This is a genomic window from Luteibacter sp. dw_328 (assembly GCF_018449605.1).
Lineage (GTDB): Bacteria > Pseudomonadota > Gammaproteobacteria > Xanthomonadales > Rhodanobacteraceae > Luteibacter.
In genome coordinates, this window is the sequence record NZ_JAAVUW010000003.1 from 471,957 (window position 1) to 497,963 (window position 26,007).

A 26,007-nucleotide genomic window follows, 5' to 3' on the forward strand; every position below is an offset into this window, starting at 1 on the left:
CGATGAAGCGCGTCGTTGTCACGGGCATGGGCGGCATCACGCCACTCGGCGACGACTGGGCCACCATCGAGGCGCGCCTGCGCCAGTTCCGCAATGCCGTGCGTCGCATGCACGAGTGGGATTACTTCGATGCGCTGAACGGACGCCTCGGTTGCCCCGTCGACGATTTCAGGATCCCGTCGACGTGGTCGCGCAAGCACGTGCGCTCGATGGGACGCGTGGCCCAGCTCGCCGTTGCCGCGAGCGAGCGCGCCCTCGACGACGCCGGCCTGCTCGGCAACACCGAGATCACTGACGGGCGCATGGGCGTCGCCTATGGGTCGTCGGGCGGCAGCATCGAGCCGGCGAAGACCATCGGGCGCATGCTCGAAACCGGTTCCATGCAGGGCGTAACCGCGACCAGCTACATCCAGATGATGGCGCACACGACGGCGGTGAACGTCGGCGTGTTCTTCGGGTTGAAGGGCCGCATCATCACCACATCCAGCGCGTGCACCTCCGGCAGCCAGGCCATCGGTTACGGCTACGAAGCGATCCAGCAGGGCAAGCAGACGCTGATGGTGTGCGGCGGAGCCGAAGAGCTGTCCGGCCCCGGCGCCGCCGTGTTCGACACGCTGTTCGCGACGAGCACCCGCAACGACACACCCCAGGTGACGCCGCGCCCGTTCGACGCCAAGCGCGACGGCCTCGTCGTCGGCGAAGGGGCGACGACGCTGATCCTCGAGGAGTACGAGCACGCGGTGGCCCGAGGCGCGCGCATCTACGCGGAGATCGTCGGCTTCGGTACCAACTCGGACGGCCAGCACATCACCCAACCCACGCGCGGGACCATGGCCGCCGCCATGCGCATGGCCCTTGCCGACGCCGACCTGGCGCCCGACGCCATCGGCTACGTCAGCGCGCACGGCACCGCGACCGATCGCGGTGATGTGGCGGAAAGCCACGCCACGGCGGACGTGCTGGGCACTGGCGTTCCCATCAGCTCGATGAAGAGCTACGTGGGCCACACGCTCGGCGCCTGTGGTGCGCTCGAAGCCTGGTGGGCGATCGAAATGATGCGCGGTGGCTGGTTCGCGCCGACGATAAACCTCGAGACGCCGGATCCGGAATGCGCCGCGCTGGACTATCTCACCGGCGAGGGCCGCGATATCCGTACCCGCTACGTCATGAACAACAACTTTGCCTTCGGTGGCATCAATACGTCGTTGATCTTCAAGGCAGTCGGCTGATGAGGCGCGTCGTGGTCACCGGCATGGGCGCTGTGTCCTGCCTCGGGCCGGACCGCCATGCCCTGTTCGACGGCCTGCGCGCTGGCCGTGCAGGCTTTCGCGACATGCCGGATTTCGCCGCGCTGGGCATGCGCTGCCGTGTTGCGGCGCCCGCCGATACCGACACGCTCGAGCCGCCGCACCGCAAGCTGCGTCGCTACCTGCCGCAGGCGGCGGAGTACGCGTGGCACGCTACCCGCGAAGCGCTGCAGGAAGCCGGACTCGATGAGGCGCGTATCGGCGAGCGCGATGTCGGCATCCTCATGGGCGCTTCAGCCGCCCTCTCTGAATACGAAGCGGGCCTGGACATGTTCCACGCTCGCGGTATCTCGCGACTGTCGCCGTTCATCGTGCCGCGGAGCATGGGCAGTGCGGTGGCGGCGACACTTACCCACGCCTTCGGCTTCGGCGGCCGCGCCTTCACCATCAGCTCGGCCTGCACGAGTGCGACGCACGCTATCGGCCAGGCGATGGAACTGATCCAGCTCGGGCGGCAGGAAATCGTCGTCTGCGGCGGCGCCGAGGAGCTGCACGACAAGGCCGCGATGTGCTTCGACGTGATGAATGCCTTGTCGACGACAAGCGTGGCGGGTGAGCGCGTGGCCTGCCCTTACGATGCCGATCGCGACGGCATCGTGCTAGGCGGTGGCGCCGGCGTGCTGGTGCTCGAGTCGCTCGACCATGCGAACGCGCGCGGCGCACGCATCCTCGCCGAACTCGTGGGTTACGGCGCGGCGTCGGATCCCAACGGCATGGTGAGTCCCGAGGCGGGTGGCATGGCCGAAGCCATGCACCAGGCTATCGATCTGGCCGGCGTCCTGCCCGATTACATCAACACGCACGCGTGCGCGACCATCCACGGCGACCTTGCCGAATGGCATGCACTGAGCCGGGTATTCGGCGAACGCGGGCATGCCGTGCCACCCATGTCGTCGATCAAGGGCCTGACCGGTCACGCGCCGGCGGCGGCGGGCGCCCTCGACGCCATCGCGTCGATCGCCATGATGGAGAACGGCGTGCTGCTCGGCGGCGCGACACCGCCAAGACGTGATGCCGCCTTTGCGGATGCACCATTGATCGAGGGGGAACTCGCGATCCCGGTGGATAGCGTGATGTCGAATACGTTTGGCTTCGGTGGCAGCTGCGCCGCCCTGGTCTTTCGCCGCCATGCCGGGGCAGTCACGTGATCGAGCTGGCTATCGAACGCTGGCGCGCGTGGGCGCCTGGCATCGAGGAACCGGCCGCGTGGGCCGCATGGTCGGCGGCACCTCGCCCTCTCGTCGATAGCGGTGAGCAGCCCTCCTGCGACTTCGTGCCGCCGATGCAACGCCGCCGCCTCAGCCGCCTGGCGCGCATCGTCATGCACACCGCGTGGCCGATGTGTAGCGACGACGAGCAACTGCCCTTCGTTTATGCTTCGCGACACGGCGAGACCACCCGCACCTTCGCCATGCTGGATGACATTGGCCGCGAAGCACCCCTGTCGCCCACGCAGTTCGGCCTTTCGGTCCATAACGCGATTGCCGGGCAGTGGTCCATCCTGCGCGAGCAGCGCGGCGAATCCGTGGCGATCGCGGGGGAAGCCGACACGTTCGAGCATGCCATCGTCGAAGCCGCCGCCCTGCTGGGCGAGGGTGCCGCCGCGGTGATCGTCGTGCTCGCCGAAGAGCGTCCCGCCGTGGCCTATGACGGTTGGATCGACGACGTCCCCTTTTCCTATGCCGTCGCGCTGCGCGTCTCACGGGCCGATGGCACGGCGGCCGGTCCGCGCTGGAGGCTGTCGCTTCGTGGTAATACAGAGGCCGCACCGTCGGCCCCTGGCCCGCACGCCCTGCAATTCGTCCGCGCACTGCACGATGGCGCGATCCTGGACCACCCGTGGAAGACGCGTCGATGGACCTGGCAACCGGTACCGTGATCCGCCGAGGCGACTTCTGGGCCTGGCGCTTCGTCTGCACCGCCCTGAGCTTCGCTTTGTTCGGCATCGGCGGCATCGTGCTGCGCGTGGTCGTACTCCCTATGGTGCTGGTGTGGCCTGGACCCGAAGCGGTGCGCCGTCGCCGCGCCCGGCGAACGGTCGGGCGCGCGTTCTGGCTGCACTCGCAGTTCATGTACCGCACCGGCACCGTCGCGTTTCGCTTCGACGGCGTGGAGCGCCTTGGTCAACCCGGCCAGATGATCGTCGCCAACCACCCCTCGTTAATCGACGTGGTCTACCTGATCGGCCACGTTCCCGAGGCCAACTGCGTGGTCAAGCACAGCCTGTGGAAGAACCCGTGCATGCGTGGGCCGGTGATGGCCGCCGGCTACATCAGTAACGACGGCAGCGCCGAGATGCTCGACCGGGCGGCCGACGTCCTCCGCGACGGCCAGACCCTGATCATCTTTCCGGAAGGTACGCGCACGACGCCCGGCCAGGATCCCGTCTTCCATCGGGGCGCTGCCGCCATTGCCGTGCGCGGCGCACGTACGGTCACCCCGGTTTTCATCACGGTCGTGCCGACCACGTTGACCAAGGCCGAACCGTGGTACAGCGTGCCGAAGCGCCGCGTGCACGTGCATATCCGGGTCGGCGACGATATTCCCGTCGCGGCCTTCAGTGAAGCCGCTCCCGCGCCGATAGCCTCGCGTCGGCTCAATGCCCACCTCCACCACCTCTACGCCAGGGAACTCAAGGCATGAATGACCTCGAACGGAACATCGCCGGACTCATCATCGAGACGCTCGCCCTCGAACACCTCAAGGTGGACGACATTGCCGTCGACCAGCCGCTCTTCGGCCAGGGGCTCGGCCTGGATTCGGTCGATGCCCTCGAGCTCGCGCTTGCGCTGCAGAACCGCTACGGGTTGAAGATCGCCTCGGATTCACGTGACGCCCGACGCCACTTCGAGACGGTACGAAGCCTCGCCCACTACGTCGAAGCGAACGGCGCCCCATGCGCAAACTGAGCGACGCGGCACTGCTGCTGGTCGGCGTGCTCTATCCCTTCATCGTCTACTTCGGCATGGACCACGTGTCCACGCCGATCTTCGGGTTGATCCTCGGTGGCCTGTGGCTGGTGCGCGCACCCGCCCTGTGGCGCCAGCCCGGCGGCCGCTGGATGCTCGGCGTGACGCTGATCTACTGCGCGGTGCTCGCATTCGGCGGCGAAGACGATCTGCTGCGCTGGTACCCCAGCCTGATCTGCGCGTTACTCCTGGCCGCGTTCGGTCTCAGCCTGAAATTCGGGCCACCGATGATCGAGCGCATCGCGCGTGTCACCGAGCCCGACCTGCCACCTGTCGCCGTGCGCTACACGCGCAAGGTAACCTGGGTGTGGGTGGTGTTTTTCCTGCTCAACGGCACTGCCTCCGGCCTGCTGGCCAAGTGGGGCCCGCTCTCATGGTGGACGTTCTACAACGGCATTCTGGCCTACTCCGTGATGGGCGTGCTCTTTCTCGGCGAGTGGCTGCTGCGCCAGCGCCTGCGTCGCCGGATCAACAAGGCACCGATGGACGGTGCGGCCGGGCGCCTGCTCTCGCACCCCTGGGTCGCGGCGGCCGCGGGCGGCTACGCCGGCAAGCTCGGCCCGGGCATGGTCGTGGCGTTCACACCTGCCGGACGCACGGCGCTGCTGCGTCATGGGCGGGCGGGCCTCATCAATGAACTCGGGCAGCAAGCGGCAGGCGATGACGCGCTGTCGACGCCCATGGTCTGGCGCTTCGTCGACGTCTTGCCGGAATCCGCGCGGGTGGATGCGCTCCTGCAGGCCGCGTTGCCGACGGCGCCACGCGTGATGGGCGAACGCCTCGATGGCGACGCGCATGTCATCGAACTGGAGCTGCCGTTGGACCTTGCCTGCTTCGCCGATCACTTTCCGGATGCGCCGGTCCTGCCGGGCGTCGTCCAGATCGGCTGGGCGCTCAAGCTCGCCGCGCCCCGGCTCGGCACGCCGACCACGTGTCGCGGCATGGATGCACTGAAATTCCAGCGCCTGCTGCGTCCCGGCGATCGCGTGGAACTGACGCTGCGCTACGACGCCGCGCGCGGACGCCTGCATTTCGCCTATCGCACCGGTGATGCGTATTACTCGTCCGCGCACCTGCGCCTGGAAGGCACCCATGCCTGAGTCCGCAGACGCGACGACGCATTGGGCGTCACGAAAAGAACGTGGAAGCTTCCTCGGCATGAAGCTCACGTCCGTCGCCGTGCGCCTGCTCGGGCGGCGGCCCGTTGCTCCGGTCATTTACCTCATCGTGCTGTATTTCTTCGTTACCGGTCGCGCTACGCGGCGCATCGTGGGCGACTACCAACGGCGACTGGCTGCCTGGAGCGGTCGCGCCGACCTGTTTCCCCGTCAGCGTCCGGTGCTCGCGCAATACCTCGCCTTCGGCGACTGCATGCTCGATCGTTTCGACGTCTGGCGCGGCAAGCTGCGCTTGTCCTCGGTAGACATGGACGACCCCGACGGCGTGCGCGACTCGCTTCGTTCCGGCGGGCGGGGGCAACTGCTCGTCTGCACGCACCTGGGCAATCTCGATGTTTGCCGCGCCATGGCCGAGATCGGCGAAGGCGTGGCACTGAACGTGCTGATGCATCTTCCCCATGCGGCGCATTTCAATCGCCTGCTTGGCGAATCCGGTGACCGTCGCCTCCGCCTGATGCATGTGGGTGACCTCGATACGGTGGCGATGATGGATTTGTCGCAACGCCTCGAGCGCGGCGAATGGGTCGCCATCGCCGGTGATCGTGTCCCGGAGCATGGCGGCCGCAGCGTGAACGTCGACTTCCTCGGTGCCCCGGCTGCGTTTCCTCAGGGCCCCTGGTTGATGGCCGCGATGCTGCGCTGCCCGGTCAACCTGGTCTGCTGCATCAAGCATGCAGGGCGTTACACCATCCACCTGCGTCGCTTCGACGATGCGTCCACGTGGGAACGTTCCACTCGCGGTGCCGCGATCGCCGGCGCCGTCTCACGTTACGCCGAATGGCTCGCGCAGCACTGCCTCGCCGCCCCTTTGCAATGGTTCAACTTCCACCCGTACTGGCACGGTACGAACGGAGCCCACGATGCGCGCTAACGGTGTATTCGCCGTCGACACGGAGTTGACCGTTCCCTTCTTCGATGTCGATTCGATGGAAGTCGTCTGGCACGGCCATTACGTCAAGTACCTCGAGATCGCACGCTGTGCCCTGCTCGAAGCCCTCGGCCACGACTATGTGCGCATGAAAGACACCGGCTATGCGTGGCCGATCATCGACATGCAGCTGCGTTACGCGCGCGCCGCACGTTTCGGCCAGAAGCTGGTCGTACGTGCCGAGCTGGTCGAATGGCAGAACCGCCTGAAGATCCACTACACCCTCAGCGACGCCGCCACCCACGAGCGACTGACCCGCGCCAGCACGATCCAGGTCGCGGTCAGGCTCACCGATGGCGAGATGCAGCTGGTCTCACCTTCCGTTTTCATCGACGATGTCGAGCGCCACCTGGCGCGACAGTCGTTGCCCTGATTGCCATGGACGCCTCACTGATGAAGTACGCCAGCGCCACCTACGTGGAGGAAACCCGGATCGGTTTCGTCTTCCTGCGCACCCATACCTGGCAGCACCACGTCCTGCGCGTGGCCATAAACGATCTCAAGCGATTGGCGGGTGAACCCCTGCCGCAGGGTGGCACCTTGCTCGATGTCGGCTGCGGCCAGGGGCGTTCGTTTCGCTATCTGCGCGACGTCTTCGCCCCGGCGCGCATGCTCGGCCTGGACGCGGATCCCCACAGTATCGAGCTGTCGCGTGCGGAAGCGGCACGTGAGGGCATCGACGTGGAACTGTTCACGAGCGATTGCGCGCGTATCGACCTGGCCGACGCCAGCGTAGATACCGTGTTCTGCCACCAGACATTCCATCACCTGGTCGAACAGGAACGCGCTCTGGACGAGTTCTGGCGCGTGCTCAAGCCGGGCGGACTGCTGCTGTTCGCCGAGTCCACCAAGGCGTACATCGATTCCTGGGTGATCCGCTGGTTCTTCCGTCATCCGATGCATGTCCAGAAGAGCGCCGACGAATATCTGGCCATGCTTCGTGGGCGCGGTTTCGTATTCACCCAGGCACAGGTATCCCTGCCCTACTTGTGGTGGAGCCGTGCGAAGGATTTCGGCCTGCTGGAACGTTGGGGCCTCAAGGCCGCCCCGCCGGTGGGCAAGCGCGAGGAAACCCTGGTCAACGTCGCCGCGCGCAAGCCGGGCTGACGACATGACGACCTACCTGAATGCCCTCGGCGTCGTGTGCTCGCTCGGTGTGGGAAAGCAGGCGGTGGCCGAAGCGATGTTCGACGCTGCCGGGCATGGACTGCAAGACCTGGGCGGATGGGTACCCGAACACACGCTACGCCTCGGCCCTGTCTCCGCGGCATTGCCTGCGCTTTCCGCCGAACTCTTACACCGGGATACGCGTAACAACCGCCTGCTGATGCTCGCCGCGCAGGAAATCGAAGCGGAGCTCCGCGCTGCCGTCCTGCGCTTCGGTGCCGAAAGGGTCGGTATCGTCATTGGTACCAGCACGACCGGCATCGAGGAGGCGACGGGCAGCATTGCCGCGCTCGGCCAGACCGGCAGCTGGCCGGCGCATTACCAGTATGCGGATCAGGAACTCGGTGCGCCGGCCGCCTTTCTTGCCGAGTGGCTGGGTATTGCCGGCCCTGCCTACGGCATTTCCACCGCATGCACCTCGGGTGCCCGCGCCCTGCTCAGCGCGGCACGCCTGCTGAAGACAGGCCTGTGCGATGCCGTGATCTGCGGCGGCGCGGACACGCTGTGCCGCCTGGCGACGAATGGCTTCCATTCGCTCGAAGCCATGGCCGCGGCCCGTTGCCAGCCGTTCTCGCGGCGTCGCGATGGCATCAACATCGGTGAGGCAGCCGCTCTCTTCCTGATGACGCGCGACCATGCGCCCGTCGCCTTTCTCGGCGGCGGCGCAAGCTCGGACGCCTACCACATGTCCTCGCCGGACCCGGAAGGTCGCGGTGCCAGCGACGCCATGACAAGGGCCTTGTCGTCAGCCGGTCTGGCGCCGGGCATGATCGACTACGTGAACCTGCACGGCACGGCCACCGAACACAACGACGCAATGGAGAGCCGCGCGGTCGCGGCGACGTTCGGCCGCCCCGTACCCTGCTCGTCGACCAAGGCACTCACCGGCCACACGCTGGGTGCTGCCGGCGCGCTCGAGGCCGCCTTCTGCTGGCTGGCCCTCACCGACCCGCAGCGGCGCCTGCCACCGCACGTGTGGGATAGCGAGGCCGACCCGTCGCTGCCGCCGCTGGCCTTTACCGATGGCGACAGTCGCCTCCCACCCGGCCGCCGTTACCTCATGAGCAACTCCTTCGCGTTCGGCGGAAACAACGCGAGCCTGATCCTGGCGAACGCACCATGACCCTGTGGCCCATCGAACAACTGCTCACACACGCGGGTCGCATGATCCTGCTCGATCGCGTGGTGGAATGGGATCCCGAACGCATCGTCTGCGAGCGTGCCATCCGCCGCGGCGATGCCTTCATCGAATCCGGTGGTCTGCCCGGCTGGGCCGGCATCGAGCTGATGGCGCAGGCTATCGCGGCGTGGAACGGCTGCCAGGTGCTCGCCGCGGGGGGTGAGATCCGCCCGGGCTTCCTGCTGGGCACACGCAGTTACAGGGTCGATGCCGACATGTTTCCGCCGGGAGCCAAGCTTCTCATCGAAGCTGTCCGAACCTTCCATGACGACGACGGCATGGCCGCCTTCAGCTGTCGCATCGATACGACGGGCGTGCACGCCGAGGCACGCCTGACGGTGTTCAGTCCGCCCGACCCGACGCCTTTCCTCGATCCACGCAACACTCTCGACTCCAAGGGAACCGCGCCATGAACGATACCGTCCTCGTCACCGGCTCCAGCCGCGGCATCGGCCGCGCCATCGCGCTGAATCTCGCCGACGCCGGCTATGACATCGTCGTCCACTGCCGCTCTCGCCGCGACGAAGCCGAGGCTGTCCTTGCCGAGATTGTCGCCAAAGGTCGCACGGCGCGCGTTATCCAGTTCGATATCGCCGACCGCGCCGCGTCGGCCGCTGCGCTCGAGGCCGATGTTGCAGAGCACGGCGCGTACTACGGTGTGGTCTGCAATGCGGGCCTCACGCGCGACGGCGCCTTTCCGGGCCTCACCTCCGAGGATTGGGATCAGGTACTGCGAACCAACCTCGACGGGTTTTACAACGTGCTTCACCCCCTGGTGATGCCGATGATCCGCCGCCGCAAAGCGGGACGCATCGTCTGCATCACGTCGGTCTCCGGCATGATCGGTAACCGCGGGCAGGTGAATTACAGCGCGTCGAAGGCCGGCGTCATCGGCGCTGCCAAGGCACTCGCCGTGGAGCTGGCCAAGCGCAAGATCACGGTGAACTGCGTGGCACCGGGGCTGATCGACACGGACATGCTCGACCCCGATGTGCCGGTCGAACAGATCCTGAAAGTCATCCCGATGGAACGCACTGGCACGCCGGAAGAAGTGGCGGCGGCCGTGCGGTTTCTGGTCAGTCCTGAGGCGGGTTACATCACGCGGCAGGTGCTTGCGGTGAACGGCGGCCTTTGTTGACATGCTCGTGTAGGAGCCGATTCATCGGCGATCGCTACAGCGCGACGACGCGGTAACGCTAAAGTAAGGCCATGCCCTCCCTACGCCACCTCGCCGAATCCGACCGCTTCGCCGACGTCCTGCGCACCTTCCTCGCGCTATCGGGCATCACCGCCTGGTGCACCCTCATCGGCCCCGCCAGCGCCATCGTCCCCGCCCTGCTGGGCGCCATCGCCTGCGCCCTTGCCGAGACCGACGACGCCTGGCGCGGTCGGCTGCGCGGCCTCGTGGTCACCCTGCTCTGCTTCGCCGCTGCCGCCGCCGGGGTAAAGGCCCTGATCGGCCAACCCGTCCTCTTCGCCATCGCCCTGCCACTGGGTACCTTCATCCTCGTGATGCTTGGCGCCGCCAGCGGGCGCTACGCCACGATCGCGACGGCGACGCTCATCCTTTCGGTCTACACCATGATCGCCTCCGATGCCGCCGCGGCCGGCACAGGCAACGAAGGCACGCTGGCGATCCTCGCCGGTGCCGCGTGGTACGGCTTGCTCTCGCTGATATGGAGCGCGCTCGCGCCACAACGTGCCGTGCGCCACTCACTGGCGCGCCTGTTCGAGTCGCTCGCCGCGCTCGTCGAAGCCAAGGCGGCGCTGTTCGAACCGGTGCACGGCCTCGACCGCGACGCACTCGACATCGCGTTTTCAAAACGCAACCTGCGCACCGTCGAAGCCCTGACCGGTGCACGCACCGCCTTGATCGACCGTATCGGCCGGCGCCAACCGCGGGGACGCAGCGCGGCACGACTGGCGATGTTCTTCGTCGCCCAGGACATCCACGAACGCATCAGCTCCTCGCACTATCCCTATGATGAACTCGCGGACGCGCTCTACCACAGCGACCTGATGTTTCGATTCGGCCGCCTGCTGCGACTGCAGGCCATTGCCTGTCGCGAGCGAGCCGACGCCATAAGACGTATCGCGCCGCTCGGCTCCATCGCGCTACCACGAGCCGCACTCGACGACCTCCGCGAAGCCATCGCCTACCGCCGCCGCAGCGATCCGCCCGATGAGGCCGTCGACGACGCGCTCTCCGCCTTGATGGACAACATGGAACGCTTGCAAGCGGCCATCGAAGACGAAGGCAACCTGCCGCAGGACATGGACACCTCGCTGCAAAGCAACGAGCCGTCGTCATTGAAAGACGCCATCGCCCGCGTGCGCATCCGGCTCAACCGGCGCTCGATGCACTTCCGTCATGCCGTACGCCTTGGCGCCGGAATGCTCGGTGGCTACCTGCTCATGCTCGCGCTGCACCCCACCCACGGTTACTGGATCCTGCTGACCACACTCTTCGTCTGCCAACCCAGCTACGGCAGCACCCGCCGTCGACTCGTCCAGCGCGTGATCGGCACCACCGTGGGGCTTGTGGCCGGCTGGGCCATGCTTCGCCTGCTGCCCGGGGGCGACTGGCGCCTGCCGGTACTCGTCGCGACCGGTGCCGGCTTCTTCGCCTTCCGCTTGCGACGTTACGCCCTGGCCACCGCCGTGATTACGCTGTTCGTCCTGCTCTGCTTCGATCGCGTCGGCGCGGGCTACGACGCCATCGGCCCGCGCCTGCTGGATACCCTGCTGGGCGCTATCGTCGCCGCCGTGGCCATCCGCTTCGTCCTGCCCGACTGGCGCGTACGCCGCCTTGAAGAGGTGGTGGCCGACGCCTTGCTGGCCTACGGGCGCTACCTGCAGCGCATCGCCACGCAATACCGCAACGGCAAGTCCGACGACCTGCCCTATCGCGTCGCCCGTCGCGACGCGCACGCCGCCCAGGCGGCGGTGGCCGGCAACGTGGCCGAGTTGCTTGCCGAACCCGGTCATCCGCAAGAACGCGGCGAACGCGCGCTTCGCCTGCTCACCGCCCTGCAGGCTGGGCTCGCCCACCTGTCGACGCTGGGCGTGCATCGGCAGGCCCTGGTGCCGGCCGATGCCGCCGCCGTCGAGGAACTGGCCCAACGCATCGCTCACGGCCTCGACGCCCTGGCCGAACACGTGCGCGCAGGCTCCCCGGCGTCGCCGCTGGGCACCCCGGCCCTGCTCGTGGGGACATCGCTACGAGTCGCGGGGGCCCCTGAAGCCGTGCGTCTGGTGGACCGCCAGTGCCTACTGCTGATCCGCGTTCACGACCGTATCGCGGCCCTTCCGCCGGCCTGATTGCTGCGTCGCGCCGTGGACTGGAGCGCCCGGCGCGTTACGATGGGATGCTTTTTCCCCCGTACCCCCCCCCCGGAGTTGCACGCATGCGCCCGTTTTCCCTCGGTGAAGACCTCGACCTCCTGCGCGAAAGCGTCCACGCCTTCGCCGAGAAGGAAATCGCCCCCCGCGCCGATCGTATCGACCGCGAAAACGTCTTCCCGGAAGACCTCTGGCTGAAGTTCGGCGAGATGGGCCTGCTCGGCGTGACCGTGCCTGAGGAATTCGGCGGCTCCGGCCTCGGCTTCCTCGCCCATATGGTCGCGATGGAAGAGATTTCCCGTGCCTCGGCATCGGTCGGTCTTTCCTATGGCGCGCACTCCAACCTGTGCGTGCAGAACATCTACCACAACGGCAACGACGCGCAGCGCCGCAAGTACCTGCCAAAACTCACGAGCGGTGAGTGGGTGGGCGCGCTGGCGATGAGCGAGCCGGGCGCCGGCTCCGACGTGGTCGGCTCGATGAGCTGCCGCGCCGAACTGGTCGGCGACGTATGGGTCGCCAACGGCACGAAGATGTGGATCACCAACGGCCCCGATGCCGACGTGCTGCTGGTTTACATGCGCACGGCGCCGCGTCCCGCCGGCAGCCGCTGCATGACCGCCTTCATCATCGAGAAGGGCATGAAGGGTTTCTCCACCGCGCAGAAGCTCGACAAGCTCGGCATGCGCGGCTCGAACACCTGCGAGCTGGTCTTCGACAACTGCGAAATCCCCGCTGAGAACATCGTGGGCGAAGTGAACGAAGGTGTACGCGTGCTGATGGGCGGGCTGGATACCGAGCGCCTCGTGCTTTCCGGCGGCCCGATCGGCATCATGCAGGCTGCCGTGGACCTTGTTCTGCCCTACGTGCGCGAGCGCAAGCAGTTCAACGCGCCCATCGGCACGTTCGGCATGATGCAGGCCAAGGTGGCCGACATGTACACCGCACTGCAATCTTCACGCGGCTTCGCGTATATGGTGGCCCAGCAGTTCGACAACGGCGTGAAGTCGCGCATCGATCCGGCCGCGTGCCTGCTCAATGCGTCGACCAATGCGGTGAAGGTGGCCCTGGAAGCGATCCAGTCCCTGGGCGGAAACGGTTACATCAACGAGTTCCCCGCAGGACGCCTGTTGCGCGATGCGAAGCTCTACGAAATCGGTGCGGGCACCAACGAAATTCGTCGCATGCTCATCGGACGCGAGCTGTTCCACGGCAAGTCTTAACAGGCACAGCTCCCGTTTTGCGACATGGGCCGCTCCCACACGAAGGTGTGGGGCGGCCTTTTTTTTGTGCGGCTCATTGTGGGAGCCGCTTCAGCGGCGACACCCCAATCACCGCACCATCGAAGGCCCAGCCGACTGAACCGGCTCGGGCGCCTGCTGCTGGGCCTGCGCCTGCTGCTGAACGTGAGCCTGTTGTTGTTCGTTCTTCTGCACGTTTAACGCGGCTTCCTGGCTGCTTTGCGCCAGCGGTGTCTGGACGGCCTGCATCACGTCAACCTCGACGTAGCGCTTGAAGGGTGAATTCAGATCGCCCTTAATGGCGTACCCGCGGTTGGCGTCGTCCGATAAGGCAACGTGGTCGATGCGATTGAACCCTGCCATCGTGGCTGCCGACGTCAGACTGCCGGCAAACGCCTGCGTATGAGGACCCGGCGCGCGCCCCAGATCCTCGTCGATCTTCGCGACGCAGGAATAAGCCTGGACGTAGATGCCATGGGCGGGATGGCGTGCATCGAGCATGTCGGGCACCGGCGCCTGAAGGGCTGCCGCCTGAGCCTGCGACCTTGCTTCCGAAAGCGCAGCGAGCGTCGCTGGACCCACCACACCATCCGCTCGCAGGCCGCGGGCTTGCTGGAAAGCCTCGACCGCTTCCCGGGTGTGCGGACCGAAGCGCTGGTCGGCGTGGATGGGACCGCCGTCGCGGCCGGTATAGCCGAGGGCAGCCAGGTCCGACTGCAATGCACCGACTGCCTCACCTCGATCGCCCTGGCGGTGCACATTCGGATGAGCGGGCGATTGGGCTGCTGCCGCCTGCTGGGGACGTGCGTGCAATGCTTCCGTCAACTGCTCGTTGGTGAGTGGCGGGGTTTGATTCGTAGTGCCCCGCTTCCAGGCCTCGGCACGCGCGATACCGTCAACTAAGGCATTGCGCTCTTCTGGGGTCATATCAACAACCTTCTTGCCGTGAAGGTGATAGCCTTCGGCCGCCGCCGTGGCATAAATGGTATTCGCCTGGCTGGCGTGATGCGTCGCGCCACTGTAGTCCGCTTTTGAATAACCTTTCACTAGTTCATCGACTGTGTTGTCGGCGAACCGGTCGGAGATAAGCTGCTTTTGGGCCTCGCGACCAGCTTCGTAACTCTCAAAAACAGCATTACCCCAATGATCAAGGTCAACGACGCCGTCGTAACGTTCCTGCGCTCTTTCCAGCGCCTTTTCCTTCGTGCGGCCGTTATGCACTGTAGAGTCCGCACTTCCACTGAACTCAAATTTGAGATTGCCAGGATTATTGTTCCGCCACGAAACAGTCCCTTCCTGCGCCGTCACCCAGGTACTGTCCTCCATCTCATAAACGCGTGTCTTACCTTGGCTTGCAACGAGACGCGTCACTTTCTTATCCGACAGAACATCCATATATCTTCCTTGATTTGGCGGCCAGGCCGTTAGATTCCACGCCTACACTGAGTCTCGACTTCCTTGCAGTTCATTGCGCCGGCTGCATTGCAGGCGTTCATCGCCTCGAATACTGCTTGTTTTTTATCTTTGTGATTCGCGTTCGCGCCACTGAACCATCGAGACGACTCATCGCGAACGAGGGAGATGCAGCCGTCCTGCTGCTGGACGAGAATCGTGCAGTCCTGCTTGCCGCAACGACCGTCCATGCTCTTCCACACGGCCTCGGGCGACCCGCCATCATGCAAGAACCAGAACTTGCCGCTGTTTTTATTAACCATCAGCGTATTCAGATATACCGGAACACTCCATTGCGCATCCATGTCTGCCGCGAGCCCGGATTTTGGCAAAGTAAGAAGAACTGTACGTTCTTCAAACCTCCCCATATCGACAACATGCCGACTCGCCGAGCGGACGTGCCATACGCCGGACTCCTTCGCTAATTCAACAATTGTGGTGGTTGGCTTCTCGCCACCGTCCATCTGCACGATGCGGACTTGACCCGGACTGACCTTTACATCGTTGATGTCAAACGCGTCGTCGTGAAACTGAGTGCATTTCGAGCAGGCGATTAGCTTATCGCTTGTCATTTCAGGGACGAACCTGCCGTTCTTCTTGCCGAAAATGATGAGGTCGCGGTGCGCCACGCCTTCCTTATCCGGCGCCCCCTCAAACACGGCAACCCCGTTTGCATCAGCTTGAACGCCACTGGTCTTGAAGGCGAGCAAATGCGTCCCCTGTGGCGCGGAGGCAACTACCTCCACGGGAGCGGTCGGCGGATGGACCAGCGGCATCGACATCGCCGGCGATCCGATGACCGTGGCAAGGATGCCCAGGGAGAATATGCGCAGGCTCACCATGTCTTATTTCTTCCTGTCCTTGAATTCGGGGCCGAGTCTATCCTCATCACCCCCTCATCGGTGAGACGAACTCCGGGCTTCTTTGAGGCAAGCATCAATGCGCCCCAGATGCGTTCCCCGATACCTGCCCGCTCTCCCACGCAAGCCGCGCATGCGCCTCGGCCGCGCAATGCGCCCCCATCTGCGTAAGCGCCGCGACCGCATCCAGCGACAACGCCATGCGCCGGCAATCGACGGTATCCGACTCATGCACGAATTCCGCGAGCAACTCTGTAAGCCCCCGCGCGTACTGCAGCAGCTCCGCCGCGTTGTTGAGAAGCTCATGCGCCGAAGCATCGGGATCGGCGTAGTAGCGCGCACGGCGAGCCGTGCCGTGTTCATTCGTAACAGGCATCACTGCTCCTTGATAAAACGACCGCTGCTCCAGGTGCGGCACGCGCACGAAGCAACGTGCCGCGGTTCTAACGGATCAGGCGGACTCGCAGTTTCACGGCTGCCCGTGGCCGGGCGCCGGGTGGCTTGATTGATGAAGTGAGAGGGCGTCAGCCCGCTTCGCGGCGGCGCTAGTGCAAGCGCCGGGTTGCACGGCCAAGAAACATCTCAGAATTGGCTGACGCCGTTGTCCCTCAACCGTGTCTGCGGCGTATGCAGACGTCCCGGTAACCGCTGAGGGTGTCGCCGGGGGGAACCGGCGGGCGACCGAGTGCCGTATGATCGATGGCAATCACGAATGACTCCTGACTAGTTGTTTGTGGCCAGCGGTTCGAGGGTGTTCTAAGCACCCTCGGGCCGCGCTTCTCACCGCATGAAGCGATGGTTGCCTGCGCGGCACGACGAGCGCGGACGCAGGCAACGGGATGACCGTAGCAAAACAACATTGGGTTGTCTGTAGGCGGCGATGCCTTGGTGCATCGCCGATGAATCGGCGCCTACAGATAGCGGGCGGTTACCAGGCGAGGCGGTAGCTTAGCGTTGCCGAATGCGAGTGGTCGCGATCGGCGAAGCGCTGCTCCACATCCATGCCGAACTGTGAGCGTTCGCTCAAGTCCAGGCCCATCGTGAAGCCCGCCGTGCCGGCTCGACGCGACAGGCCGATGCCTTCCACGGGTGCCCACTGCGCGATGCCGTTGTAGCGGGCCGAGAACACTTCGCCCTTCGTCGCGAACGCGTTCTGCCAGCCGAGCTTGGCGTCGATACGCAGCTTGCCGTACGAGGTGAGCCACGAGCTGCCCGCACGCAGGCCGAAGCCGGCCTGCCAACGCGAAGTGGTCTGGCCGTTGGCTGCAAGGCCGAAACCGTCGCCACCCGCTTCATCGAATCCATCGCGACGGATGCTGGCGAACTGCGCGTTCGCGTACGGCGTGAGCGTGAAGGCGCCGACGTTCGTGCGGTAGCCGAATTCGCCATAGGCCACGTTGTAGTGGCCGGTATTGTCCGCACCGGCGAAGGTGCCCTGGTCGCCCAGACGAAGGAGGCGCTGGGTATCGCCATGGAAGCTGCCGAAGCCGAAGCGGCCCACGCCGTACCAATTCGCGCCACGCGAGCCGGCATACAGCATGCCTTCCGTGGCGCGATTGGTCTGGCGATCCAGGCTGCCGGACAACTGTCCCGTGCTGCGCATCTGGCTGACGGCGACGCCGGCGAAGCCGTTGTTGCCGAGCTTCACATCGTTACCGATAAGCGCGCCGTCGAGATTGAAGCCGACGTTGCCGAAGCCGGCGCGGCTCAGGCCACCCTGTGAGCCCAGCGACTGCGTCCACGCACCCGTGGGGCCCTGCTGGTCGAGATGGTTGATCAGCGCATCGTTACCTGCATCGATACCGGCCAGCGTCACCGCCGTGCTCGCTGCGTACAGCTGGCCCGAGAGCGACTCCAGCGAGGCCTGCGCCACCTGCGGCGTGGACGACTGCTGGATGCTGCCGGCCGCAAGCAACGTACGCTCGTCCATCGCGGCAGCCGTCGGCGACACAGTGGCGAGGCTTGCATTGATCTGCGCGAACGCGCCGTCGAGTCGCTGCGCCGAGTTCACCGCGGCTACCGACTGCGACATGCTCGTGGTCGCTACCTGGGTGACGCTCAGCTGCGTCGTGTCGACCCAGACTTCCTTCGGCAGGTACTGCAGCGTGGAACTGAGGAAGACGCCGGAGGCCTTCGTTGTCGTGGCGAAGGCGCCCGAGATCGCGTTGGCCATGAGCACCTGCTGGTGCGAGGTCACGGTGTAACCGGACACGGCACCCGCGATATAGAAGTCGCCGCCGAGCGTCGCCGTGCCGCTGACGATGAGTGGTGCCCCCAGCTTCTGGGACAGGCGGCCGCTGGACGTCTGCGTGAAGTTGCCATTGATGTGCGTGGCGGTATCCAGCGTGGCCAGCTGGCCTGCGTTGCTGACGCTCCCACCGATGTTCCCGTGTGCGATAAGCGTGGCGTTGGAGCCGATGCCGACGGCTCCGGGAACAGCCAACATCGATTCGAGCGTGGCGAAGTCGCTGATATTCGTGGCACCGGCGTACGTATTCGTGCCCGACAACGTCAGCTTGCCGCTGCCCGACACATTCAGGCCACCGGCACCCTTGATGTCGTTGAGGAAGGCGGCATCGTGCCCGGCGGCGGTGACCGCCTCGAAGTTGCCCCAGTCGAACGTCGCCGGGCCACGGATCGCGCGGCCGACATTGAGCCGCCCGTAGCCGTAGATGGCATCCGGGCCCGGGTCGCCGAGATCGTCGGCCGTACCGAGGATGATCTGGCGGATCCCATTGGGGCCCAGATTGGGGAACGCCTGCATCACCACCGCAGCGGCGCCGGAAACCTGCGGCGCGGCCAGCGAGGTGCCGGTCCAGACCTGGTAGGAAACGTTCGCCGCGGTCGACGTCGCCGAGGTGGTGATGACCTCGCCGGGGGCGGCGAGGCAATAGCTCTTCGCGATGCCGCAACGGTTCGAGTACGAGGCGATCTGGGTCGGGTTGTTGCTATCCAGCGCGACGACCGTGAGCCAGCCCGCCTCCAGGTCCGGTGCGCGCGACGGCAGCGCAGCCACGGTGGAGGGATCGGCCTTGCTGTCGTTCCCTGCGGCGAACACGAACAGGTGACCGACCGTGAAAGGGGCATACGCGTCGTGGAAGCTCTTCGTCGCCGCTGTGTCGGAGGCGTCCCAGTAGACCCCGCCCCAAGAGTTGTTCAGCACCTTCGCGCCATCGGCAATGACGCCGGCATTGACCGAGCCCAGCGGGTCGGCGCTGGTCGCCTGGTTGCCCTGGCCGGAACCATCGTCCGTCGGCGCCTTGTCGTTGATGATCCGCGCCGAAACGATCGTGGCGTCCGGGGCGACACCCCCGGCAAAGACGCCGAAAGGGCGCCCTGCGGCGATCTGTGCCACGGCGGTGCCGTGGCCGACAACGTCGTCGACGGTCAGGTTGTTGGCGCCGGGGTCGACGTAGCTGATCTTATCCAGCACCCGCCCGGCGAGTGCCGGATTCGCGGAGGTGACGCCGCTGTCGATCACGGCGATGATCACGCCCTTGCCGGTGAAACCGGCCGTGTGCGCCACGTCGGCGCCGGTCAGTGAAAGCTGCGCGTCGATGGGCGGATCGGGCTGGGTCGGCTGCGTAGGGGGCGGCGTAACGGGGGGAGGAGGCGCGACGACCACCCCAGCCCCGCTGGTCTTCGACCCACCACCGCCCCCACAGGCCACCAGGCCCAGGCTCATGCACACGGCAAACGCCAGCTCGCGCTGGCGCGGGAAGTTCCGCTGATTCACGTTTGGCCCCTCGGTTCGACATCAATGTCGCGCGGCCAAGTCCCCTGGCGGCGCACCTGGACCGGATATTCGCACACCTGCCAGGCCCTTGCCGTGCTGCAGCGCACACCCCATGCCGCGGCGCAGATTGCCCCGCCACGCCCCCCGCTGCGATACTCGACAGGTTTTCCGCCCTCCCGGGCGGCCATGCGAGTCCCACGGAGTTCCCATGTCTGAGATCGTCATCGCGGGCGCCAAGCGCACCGCCATCGGTTCCTTCCTTGGCCAGTTCACCGGCGTCCCCACGCCGAAGCTCGGTGCCACCGCCATCCGCGCCGCCCTTGAGCAGTCCGGCATCGCGCCGGCCGACGTGAGCGAAGTGATCATGGGCTGCGTGCTGCCCGCCAATCTCGGCCAGGCCCCGGCTCGCCAGGCGTCGCTCGAAGCCGGCCTGCCCGTTTCGGCCGGCTGCACGACCATCAACAAGGTCTGCGGCTCCGGCATGAAGGCACTCATGCTCGCCCACGACCTGATCAAGGTCGGCTCGGCGAGGGTCGTCGTTGCCGGCGGCATGGAGTCGATGACCAACGCGCCGCACATGGTCAACGCGCGCACCGGCATCCGTTACGGCGACGGCCAGCTGGTCGACCACATGGCCTGGGACGGCTTGACCAATCCGTACGATGGCCAGTCCATGGGCGTGTTCGGCGAGAAGTGCGCGGATAAATACACCTTCACCCGCGAAGAGCAGGACGCGTACGCGATCGCCTCGGTGGAGCGCGCGCAGGCCGCACAGAAGGCGAATGCGTTCGCCAACGAGATCGTCCCGGTGACCGTCCAGGGTCGCAAGGGCCCGCAGGACTTTGCCGAAGACGAACAGCCGGGCCGTTCGGACACCGCGAAGATCCCGACCCTGCGCGCTGCATTCCGCAAGGAAAACGGCACGATTACGGCAGCCAGCTCGTCCAGCATCTCCGATGGTGCCGCCGCGCTGGTGCTACTCGACGCCGACGATGCGAAGGCCCGCGGCATTACCGCACTGGCACGTATCGTTGCGCACGCCACGCATTCGCAGGAACCGGAGTGGTTCACCACCGCACCGGTGGGCGCCATTTCGAAAGTGCTTGAAAAGGCGGGCTGGAGGGCCGAAGACGTGGACCTCTTCGAGATCAACGAAGCCTTTGCCGTCGTGCCGATGGCGGTCATGCGTGAGCTCGGCGTGCCGCACGAGAAGATCAACGTCAACGGCGGCGCGTGTGCGCTGGGCCATCCGATCGGCGCCAGCGGTGCGCGTATCGTCGTGACTCTTCTCAATGCGTTGACAGCCCGTGGGGCAAAAAGGGGTGTCGCAGCCCTTTGTATCGGCGGCGGCGAGGCCACGGCGATCGCCATCGAATTGGTGTGAACCTGACGTCGATGAAACCGGATGGGCGTTTTCTTGTAACGATCACGCCCTTTCCATAGGTTTTAATGCGCCCTGAAGCATGCCCCTTCGATCTGTAGCTAAGTCATGACAACTAAGCTATTAATGAGCCCGCCTAACGGCATTCTACGGCTAAGGAGAAACACAATGAATTTGACGCGTACCCTTCTCGCCTCTGCGCTCGTCGCGCTTTTGGCAGCTTGCAGCAACGGCGCGACGGATTCCGCGCAGGACGCCCAGAAGTCGGCTGCGGATGCACAGCAGCAGGCTGACAAGGCACAGCAGGCCGCCGACCAGTCGCAGAACGCCGCGACCACGCAGGCCGCCGATCAGGCTCAGCAGTCCGCCGATCAGGCTAAGGACGCTGCCGGCCAGGCGCAGGCCGCCGCTTCTGCTTCGACCGCCGGCGGTACGCCGGAAGCCGCGAAGGACGCTGCGTCCAATGCTGCCGACCAGGCCGACAAGTCGGCTGACCAGGCCAAGGATGCCGCTTCCAACGCCAAGAGCGCGAAGGACGACAGCTCCACCAAGAAGTAAGCCCTCGGGTTTATTTGCTGGGACGACGGCCACCTTCGGGTGGCCGTTTCTTTTTAGCGATTGGCGCGCCGCAGCGTTTTCGGATGGCGACACCCCGCTATCATGGTCGTTTCGTCCCCGCGCGAACGCCCCCATGCCCATTCTCGAATCGCAGATCGACCCCCGCTCCGCCGACTTCCAGGCTGCCAGCCTGAAGCTGCGCGCATTGACTGACGACCTGCGCGAAACACTCCGGCAAACGGCAGAAGGTGGCGGCGCCAAGGCACGCGAGAAGCATGTCGCACGCGGCAAGCTGCTGCCGCGGGAGCGCATCCGCGCCCTGCTCGATCCCGGCTCGCCCTTCCTCGAAATCGCACCGCTCGCCGCGCACGGCATGTACGACGATGCTGCGCCTTCCGCGGGCGTGATCGCGGGCATCGGTCGCGTCATGGGGCAGGAAGTCGTGGTGCTCGCCAACGATGCGACGGTAAAAGGTGGCACGTATTTCCCGATGACGGTGAAGAAGCACCTGCGTGCACAGGAAGTCGCGATGGAGAATCGCCTTCCCTGCGTGTATCTGGTGGATTCCGGTGGCGCCTTCTTGCCCTTGCAGGACGAAGTTTTCCCGGATCGCGAGCACTTCGGCCGCATTTTCTACAACCAGGCACGCATGAGCGCGCAGGGCATCGCGCAGATCGCCGTGGTGATGGGCTCGTGCACCGCCGGCGGCGCCTACGTGCCTGCCATGAGTGACGAAACCATCATCGTGCGCGAACAGGGCACGATCTTCCTCGGCGGCCCGCCCTTGGTGAAGGCGGCGACGGGCGAAGTCGTCGACGCCGAAGCCCTCGGCGGAGCGGATGTGCATACGTCCATCTCCGGGGTGGCCGATCATTTCGCCGAGAACGATACACATGCGCTGGCCATCGCCCGCGATATCGTCGGCTCGCTCAATCGCATCAAGAAAATGCCGCTCGCCGTGCGCCCACCGCTGGAACCGCGCTTTTCCGCCGAAGAACTCTACGGCGTGATTCCCGAGGACACGCGCCGCCCCTTCGATATCCGCGAAGTCATCGCGCGTGTGGTCGACGATTCCGAGTTCCACGAATTCAAGGCACGCTACGGCAAGACGCTGGTCACCGGCTTCGCCCACATCCACGGCTACCCCGTGGGTATCGTGGCGAACAACGGCATCCTGTTCGGCGAGTCCGCACAGAAGGGCGCGCACTTCATCGAACTGTGCAACCAGCGCAACGTCCCGCTGGTGTTCCTGCAGAACATCACCGGCTTCATGGTCGGTCGCAAGTACGAGAATGCCGGTATCGCGAAAGATGGCGCGAAAATGGTCACCGCGGTTGCCTGCTCGCATGTACCGAAGTTCACCGTGGTCATCGGCGGAAGCTTCGGCGCGGGTAACTATGCGATGTGCGGCCGCGCCTATGGCGCACGCTTCCTGTGGATGTGGCCGAACGCGCGCATCAGCGTGATGGGTGGCGAACAGGCTGCCTCCGTACTCGCCACGGTACGGCGCGACGGCATCGAGGCGGGCGGCGGCACCTGGAGCGCCGAGGACGAAGAGGCTTTCAAGGCGCCCGTGCGCGACCAGTACGAACGCCAGGGCCACCCGTACTACGCCAGCGCGCGTCTGTGGGACGACGGCATCATCGATCCGGCAGATACGCGGCGCGTGCTGGGGCTGGCGATCTCGGCTTCGATGAATGCGCCGATCGAGCAAGGCCGCTTCGGTGTATTTCGCATGTAAACCGTTCGTTGAGAAAGAGACGGTAAGTCACTGCCCTGTCGACACTACAGGGCAGCGTGATAACCTCTCCGGTCCATGTCCGACTTCGACAACCGCCCTGCCCCTGAGATCTTCACGCCGTCCGGCCTGAACCGGCTGGTGCGCGATCTGCTGGAAGACGCCCTGCCCATGGGCGTTTGGATCGAAGGCGAGCTGTCCAACGTGTCGCGGCCCGCATCAGGGCATGTCTACTTCACGCTGAAAGATGCCAGCGCCCAGGTGCGCTGTGCGATGTTCCGCATGGCCGCGTCGCGCCTGCGCTTTCGCCCTGTCGACGGCATGCATGTGCTCATGCGGGCCAAGGTCGGGCTTTATGAAGCCCGGGGCGAGTTTCAGCTGGTCGCCGACCATATGGAGCCGGCCGGCGAGGGCGCCCTGCAGCGTGAGTTCGAGCAGCTCAAAGCGCGACTCGGCGCGGAAGGCCTGTTCGACCAGGAGCGCAAGCGTGAGTTGCCGTCGTTCCCGCGCCGCATCGGTGTCATCACGTCACCCTCGGGCGCGGCCATCCGCGATGTGCTGAGCGTGCTGGGACGTCGCCTCGGTCTTGCCGAGGTGGATGTGTTGCCCGTACCCGTGCAGGGTCGCGAGGCCCCACCGGCGATCGCCGCCATGCTGCGGCGCGCGTCGGACAGCGGTCGCTATGACGTGATCCTTATCACCCGCGGTGGTGGCTCGCTCGAAGACCTCTGGGCGTTCAACGACGAAGCCGTCGCGCGGGCGATCCACGCCAGCGCGGTGCCGGTCGTCTCCGCCGTGGGCCACGAGGTGGACTTCACGATCGCCGATTTCGTGGCCGACCTGCGTGCGGCCACACCCTCGGCCGCTGCCGAGCTTCTGGTGCCGGATGGGGCCGATCTCGCACGCCAGCTCGACCGGCTTCGCCAGCGCATGTCCACCCTGATGACGCGTCGTCTTCAGGCCGCTGCGCAGCGCGCCGACCATTGGCAAGCCCGTCTCAACGCCCAGCGGCCGCAGGCGCGTCTTGCCCGCGATGCTGAGCGCCTCGAAGGGCTACGCCGACGAATACTCGTCTCAGTCAGCCAGACCAACACGCTGCGCCAGGCCCGTCTCGATCGGCTGCACGTGCGCCTCACCGCGCAGCATCCGAAGGGCCGTCTGGCTGCTTCGAGCCTGAGCGTCGCGCGACTGCGCCAGCGCATGGCGACTGCGATGTCGCGTCGGCTGGAGCGAGACCGCCTTCGTCTTACCGAGCAGGCACGCACGCTGCACGCAGTGAGCCCGTTAGCGACGCTCGAGCGCGGCTACGCCATCGTCTTCGACCAGCGCAATGCGGTGGTCAAACACGCCGACAACGTCGCGGTGGGCGACCGCCTGCGCGTGATGCTGGGTGATGGCGAGCTCAACGTCCGCCGCGACGACTGACCAGGTACGCAAGGCGCGTCGCGTACACGATCACTGAACGCCACACCCGCGATCATTCCCGCCATTGCCGCCACGAGACCAGACCATGCTCGAGTCGAGCTACCCGTACTACGTCGCCAACAAGGCGCGGAAATCGCGCAAGACCTTCGACGTCATCGACAAGTACACCGGCAAGGTCGCCACGCGCGCCGCCTTGCCCGACGAGGCTGCGCTGGAAGAAGCCATCACCGCGGCCCACGACGCCACGCTGCCGATGAAACGCTTCCGCCCCTACGAACGCCAGGCGGTGCTGGAGCATTGCGTTTCGCGCTTTCGCGAACGCAAGGACGAACTGGCCTACGCGCTTTGCGTCGAAGCGGGCAAGCCGATCAACGATTCCATCGGCGAAGTCACCCGGCTCATCGAAACGTTCAAGATCGCCGCTGAGGAAGCGGTACGGATCAACGGCGAAACCATCAATCTGGAGATCTCGGCGCGCAGCGAGGGATACCACGGCTATACGCGGCGCGTGCCCCTGGGACCCGTGTCGTTCATTACACCCTTCAACTTTCCCTTGAACCTCGTCGCGCACAAAGTCGCACCGGCCATCGCCGCGGGCTGCCCCTTCGTGCTTAAGCCGTCCGAGCGCACGCCGCTCGGCGCCCTGATCATGGGTGAGATCCTTGCGGAGACGGACCTGCCCAAGGGCGCGTTCTCGATCCTTCCGCTGGACGGCAAGCATGCCGAGCCCCTCGTCACCGATCCGCGCTTCAAGTTGTTGTCGTTCACCGGCGGCCTGATCGGCTGGGACCTCAAGGCGAAAGCCGGGCACAAGAAGGTTACCCTCGAACTCGGCGGCAATGCCGCCTGCATCGTCGACGGCGATCAGGGCGATCGACTCGACGTGGTCGTCGAGCGCCTGGTCTTCGGCGCGTTCTACCAGTCGGGACAGAGTTGCATCAGCGTGCAGCGCATCCTTGCACATGACAGTATTTACGACGCCCTGAAGCGCAAACTCGTCGCCAGGGTGAAGGCACTCAAGGCCGGCGACCCGAAGAAGAAGGACACTTTTCTCGGCCCGATGATCGACGAAGCCGCTGCCGAGCGCCTGGAATCATGGATACGCGACGCCAAGAAAGCCGGCGCGAAAATCCTGTGCGGTGGCGGCCGCAAGGGCGCGATGCTCGAGGCCACCGTGCTTGAGAACGTACCGCATGACGCGAAACTGCAGCGCATGGAAGCCTTCGGTCCGGTCGCCCTGCTCCAGCGCGTGGGTAGCTTCGACGAGGCCATCGCCACCGTGAACGATTCGGACTTCGGCCTCCAGGCCGGCGTCTTCACCAACGACCTGCGTCACGCCATGCGCGCGTGGGATGAGCTCGAACAGGGTGGCGTCATCGTCAACGACGTGCCCAGTTTCCGCGTGGACAACATGCCGTACGGGGGTGTCAAATCGTCGGGCGTCGGCCGCGAGGGCGTGAAGTACGCCATCGACGACCTGAGCGAGATCCGGCTGATGGTGATTCGCGACATGTGACACGTCCCGCCCTTCCGGCCCGGCGTATG

The 26,007-nt window shown here is 65.6% G+C and carries 23 protein-coding genes; 19 read left to right on the top strand and 4 right to left on the bottom strand.

Features of this window, described 5'->3' with window-relative positions:
- Nucleotides 1-2 precede the first annotated feature (2 nt).
- The 14 genes from HB634_RS10000 (at nucleotide 3) to HB634_RS10065 (ending at nucleotide 13,294) form a co-directional block, all read left to right on the top strand.
- The gene (locus tag HB634_RS10000; RefSeq protein WP_213948524.1) at nucleotides 3-1,229 is read left to right on the top strand and encodes a beta-ketoacyl-ACP synthase; all 1,227 of its coding nucleotides are present in this window, start codon (nucleotides 3-5) and stop codon (nucleotides 1,227-1,229) included.
- Nucleotides 1,229-2,455 carry a beta-ketoacyl-[acyl-carrier-protein] synthase family protein gene (locus HB634_RS10005; RefSeq protein WP_213948456.1) on the top strand — a complete coding sequence of 409 codons (1,227 nt, stop codon included), beginning with the start codon at nucleotides 1,229-1,231 and terminating at the stop codon, nucleotides 2,453-2,455. The genes HB634_RS10000 and HB634_RS10005 overlap by 1 nt, the downstream gene beginning before the upstream one ends.
- Nucleotides 2,452-3,186, top strand: a complete 735-nt coding sequence (locus HB634_RS10010; protein WP_213948457.1) for a beta-ketoacyl synthase chain length factor — start codon at nucleotides 2,452-2,454, stop codon at nucleotides 3,184-3,186. Before HB634_RS10005 ends, HB634_RS10010 begins: the two co-directional genes overlap by 4 nt.
- Nucleotides 3,162-3,950, top strand: coding sequence for a lysophospholipid acyltransferase family protein (locus tag HB634_RS10015; protein WP_213948458.1), 789 nt, complete (start codon nucleotides 3,162-3,164; stop codon nucleotides 3,948-3,950). The genes HB634_RS10010 and HB634_RS10015 overlap by 25 nt, the downstream gene beginning before the upstream one ends.
- On the top strand, nucleotides 3,947-4,216 hold the full coding sequence (locus HB634_RS10020) for a phosphopantetheine-binding protein (protein ID WP_063572726.1): 270 nt from the start codon (nucleotides 3,947-3,949) through the stop codon (nucleotides 4,214-4,216). Before HB634_RS10015 ends, HB634_RS10020 begins: the two co-directional genes overlap by 4 nt.
- A complete protein-coding gene (locus tag HB634_RS22860) occupies nucleotides 4,204-5,376 on the top strand; it encodes a hypothetical protein (RefSeq protein ID WP_255548478.1) in 1,173 nt (390 codons plus the stop codon). The genes HB634_RS10020 and HB634_RS22860 overlap by 13 nt, the downstream gene beginning before the upstream one ends.
- Nucleotides 5,369-6,325 carry a glycosyl transferase gene (locus HB634_RS10030; protein ID WP_213948459.1) on the top strand — a complete coding sequence of 319 codons (957 nt, stop codon included), beginning with the start codon at nucleotides 5,369-5,371 and terminating at the stop codon, nucleotides 6,323-6,325. The genes HB634_RS22860 and HB634_RS10030 overlap by 8 nt, the downstream gene beginning before the upstream one ends.
- On the top strand, nucleotides 6,315-6,755 hold the full coding sequence (locus HB634_RS10035; protein ID WP_213948460.1) for a thioesterase family protein: 441 nt from the start codon (nucleotides 6,315-6,317) through the stop codon (nucleotides 6,753-6,755). The genes HB634_RS10030 and HB634_RS10035 overlap by 11 nt, the downstream gene beginning before the upstream one ends.
- A 5-nt stretch (nucleotides 6,756-6,760) precedes the next feature.
- Complete coding sequence (locus tag HB634_RS10040) at nucleotides 6,761-7,489, top strand: class I SAM-dependent methyltransferase (protein ID WP_255548479.1); 729 nt, start codon at nucleotides 6,761-6,763, stop codon at nucleotides 7,487-7,489.
- 4 nt (nucleotides 7,490-7,493) lie between these two features.
- On the top strand, nucleotides 7,494-8,672 hold the full coding sequence (locus tag HB634_RS10045) for a beta-ketoacyl-ACP synthase (RefSeq protein WP_213948461.1): 1,179 nt from the start codon (nucleotides 7,494-7,496) through the stop codon (nucleotides 8,670-8,672).
- Nucleotides 8,669-9,142 carry a hotdog family protein gene (locus HB634_RS10050; protein ID WP_063573232.1) on the top strand — a complete coding sequence of 158 codons (474 nt, stop codon included), beginning with the start codon at nucleotides 8,669-8,671 and terminating at the stop codon, nucleotides 9,140-9,142. The genes HB634_RS10045 and HB634_RS10050 overlap by 4 nt, the downstream gene beginning before the upstream one ends.
- Nucleotides 9,139-9,867: a 3-oxoacyl-ACP reductase FabG gene (gene fabG / locus HB634_RS10055; protein WP_213948462.1), complete on the top strand. Its 729-nt coding sequence runs from the start codon at nucleotides 9,139-9,141 to the stop codon at nucleotides 9,865-9,867. Before HB634_RS10050 ends, fabG begins: the two co-directional genes overlap by 4 nt.
- 71 nt (nucleotides 9,868-9,938) lie before the next feature.
- On the top strand, nucleotides 9,939-12,050 hold the full coding sequence (gene yccS / locus HB634_RS10060; protein ID WP_213948463.1) for a YccS family putative transporter: 2,112 nt from the start codon (nucleotides 9,939-9,941) through the stop codon (nucleotides 12,048-12,050).
- An 86-nt stretch (nucleotides 12,051-12,136) separates the two neighbouring features.
- Entirely contained in the window at nucleotides 12,137-13,294 is a 1,158-nt protein-coding gene (locus HB634_RS10065) for an isovaleryl-CoA dehydrogenase (protein ID WP_063573496.1), read from the top strand.
- Between the two features lie 108 nt (nucleotides 13,295-13,402).
- Here the strand turns inward: HB634_RS10065 and HB634_RS10070 are convergent, their stop codons facing one another.
- From HB634_RS10070 to HB634_RS10085, 4 genes are all read right to left on the bottom strand, one after another.
- Nucleotides 13,403-14,707 carry a peptidoglycan-binding protein gene (locus HB634_RS10070; protein ID WP_213948464.1) on the bottom strand — a complete coding sequence of 435 codons (1,305 nt, stop codon included), beginning with the start codon at nucleotides 14,705-14,707 and terminating at the stop codon, nucleotides 13,403-13,405.
- Nucleotides 14,708-14,736: 29 nt separating this feature from the next.
- Entirely contained in the window at nucleotides 14,737-15,606 is an 870-nt protein-coding gene (locus HB634_RS10075) for a DUF4189 domain-containing protein (RefSeq protein WP_213948465.1), read from the bottom strand.
- 94 nt (nucleotides 15,607-15,700) lie between these two features.
- Nucleotides 15,701-16,000, bottom strand: a complete 300-nt coding sequence (locus HB634_RS10080) for a hypothetical protein (protein ID WP_213948466.1) — start codon at nucleotides 15,998-16,000, stop codon at nucleotides 15,701-15,703.
- A 552-nt stretch (nucleotides 16,001-16,552) separates the two neighbouring features.
- A complete protein-coding gene (locus tag HB634_RS10085) occupies nucleotides 16,553-19,360 on the bottom strand; it encodes a S8 family serine peptidase (RefSeq protein ID WP_345777479.1) in 2,808 nt (935 codons plus the stop codon).
- Between the two features lie 208 nt (nucleotides 19,361-19,568).
- Between HB634_RS10085 and HB634_RS10090 the strand changes: the two genes are divergently transcribed.
- The 5 genes from HB634_RS10090 (at nucleotide 19,569) to HB634_RS10110 (ending at nucleotide 25,978) form a co-directional block, all read left to right on the top strand.
- Nucleotides 19,569-20,744 (top strand): acetyl-CoA C-acyltransferase, encoded by a 1,176-nt coding sequence (locus tag HB634_RS10090; protein ID WP_213948467.1) that lies wholly within the window; start codon nucleotides 19,569-19,571, stop codon nucleotides 20,742-20,744.
- A gap of 165 nt (nucleotides 20,745-20,909) precedes the next feature.
- Entirely contained in the window at nucleotides 20,910-21,299 is a 390-nt protein-coding gene (locus tag HB634_RS10095) for a hypothetical protein (RefSeq protein WP_213948468.1), read from the top strand.
- A gap of 133 nt (nucleotides 21,300-21,432) precedes the next feature.
- Nucleotides 21,433-23,040 (top strand): carboxyl transferase domain-containing protein, encoded by a 1,608-nt coding sequence (locus HB634_RS10100; RefSeq protein WP_213948469.1) that lies wholly within the window; start codon nucleotides 21,433-21,435, stop codon nucleotides 23,038-23,040.
- A 75-nt stretch (nucleotides 23,041-23,115) separates the two neighbouring features.
- Nucleotides 23,116-24,462 (top strand): exodeoxyribonuclease VII large subunit, encoded by a 1,347-nt coding sequence (gene xseA, locus HB634_RS10105; RefSeq protein ID WP_063571331.1) that lies wholly within the window; start codon nucleotides 23,116-23,118, stop codon nucleotides 24,460-24,462.
- Nucleotides 24,463-24,547: 85 nt separating this feature from the next.
- Nucleotides 24,548-25,978 carry an aldehyde dehydrogenase family protein gene (locus tag HB634_RS10110; RefSeq protein WP_213948470.1) on the top strand — a complete coding sequence of 477 codons (1,431 nt, stop codon included), beginning with the start codon at nucleotides 24,548-24,550 and terminating at the stop codon, nucleotides 25,976-25,978.
- The last annotated feature ends 29 nt before the right edge of the window (nucleotides 25,979-26,007 follow it).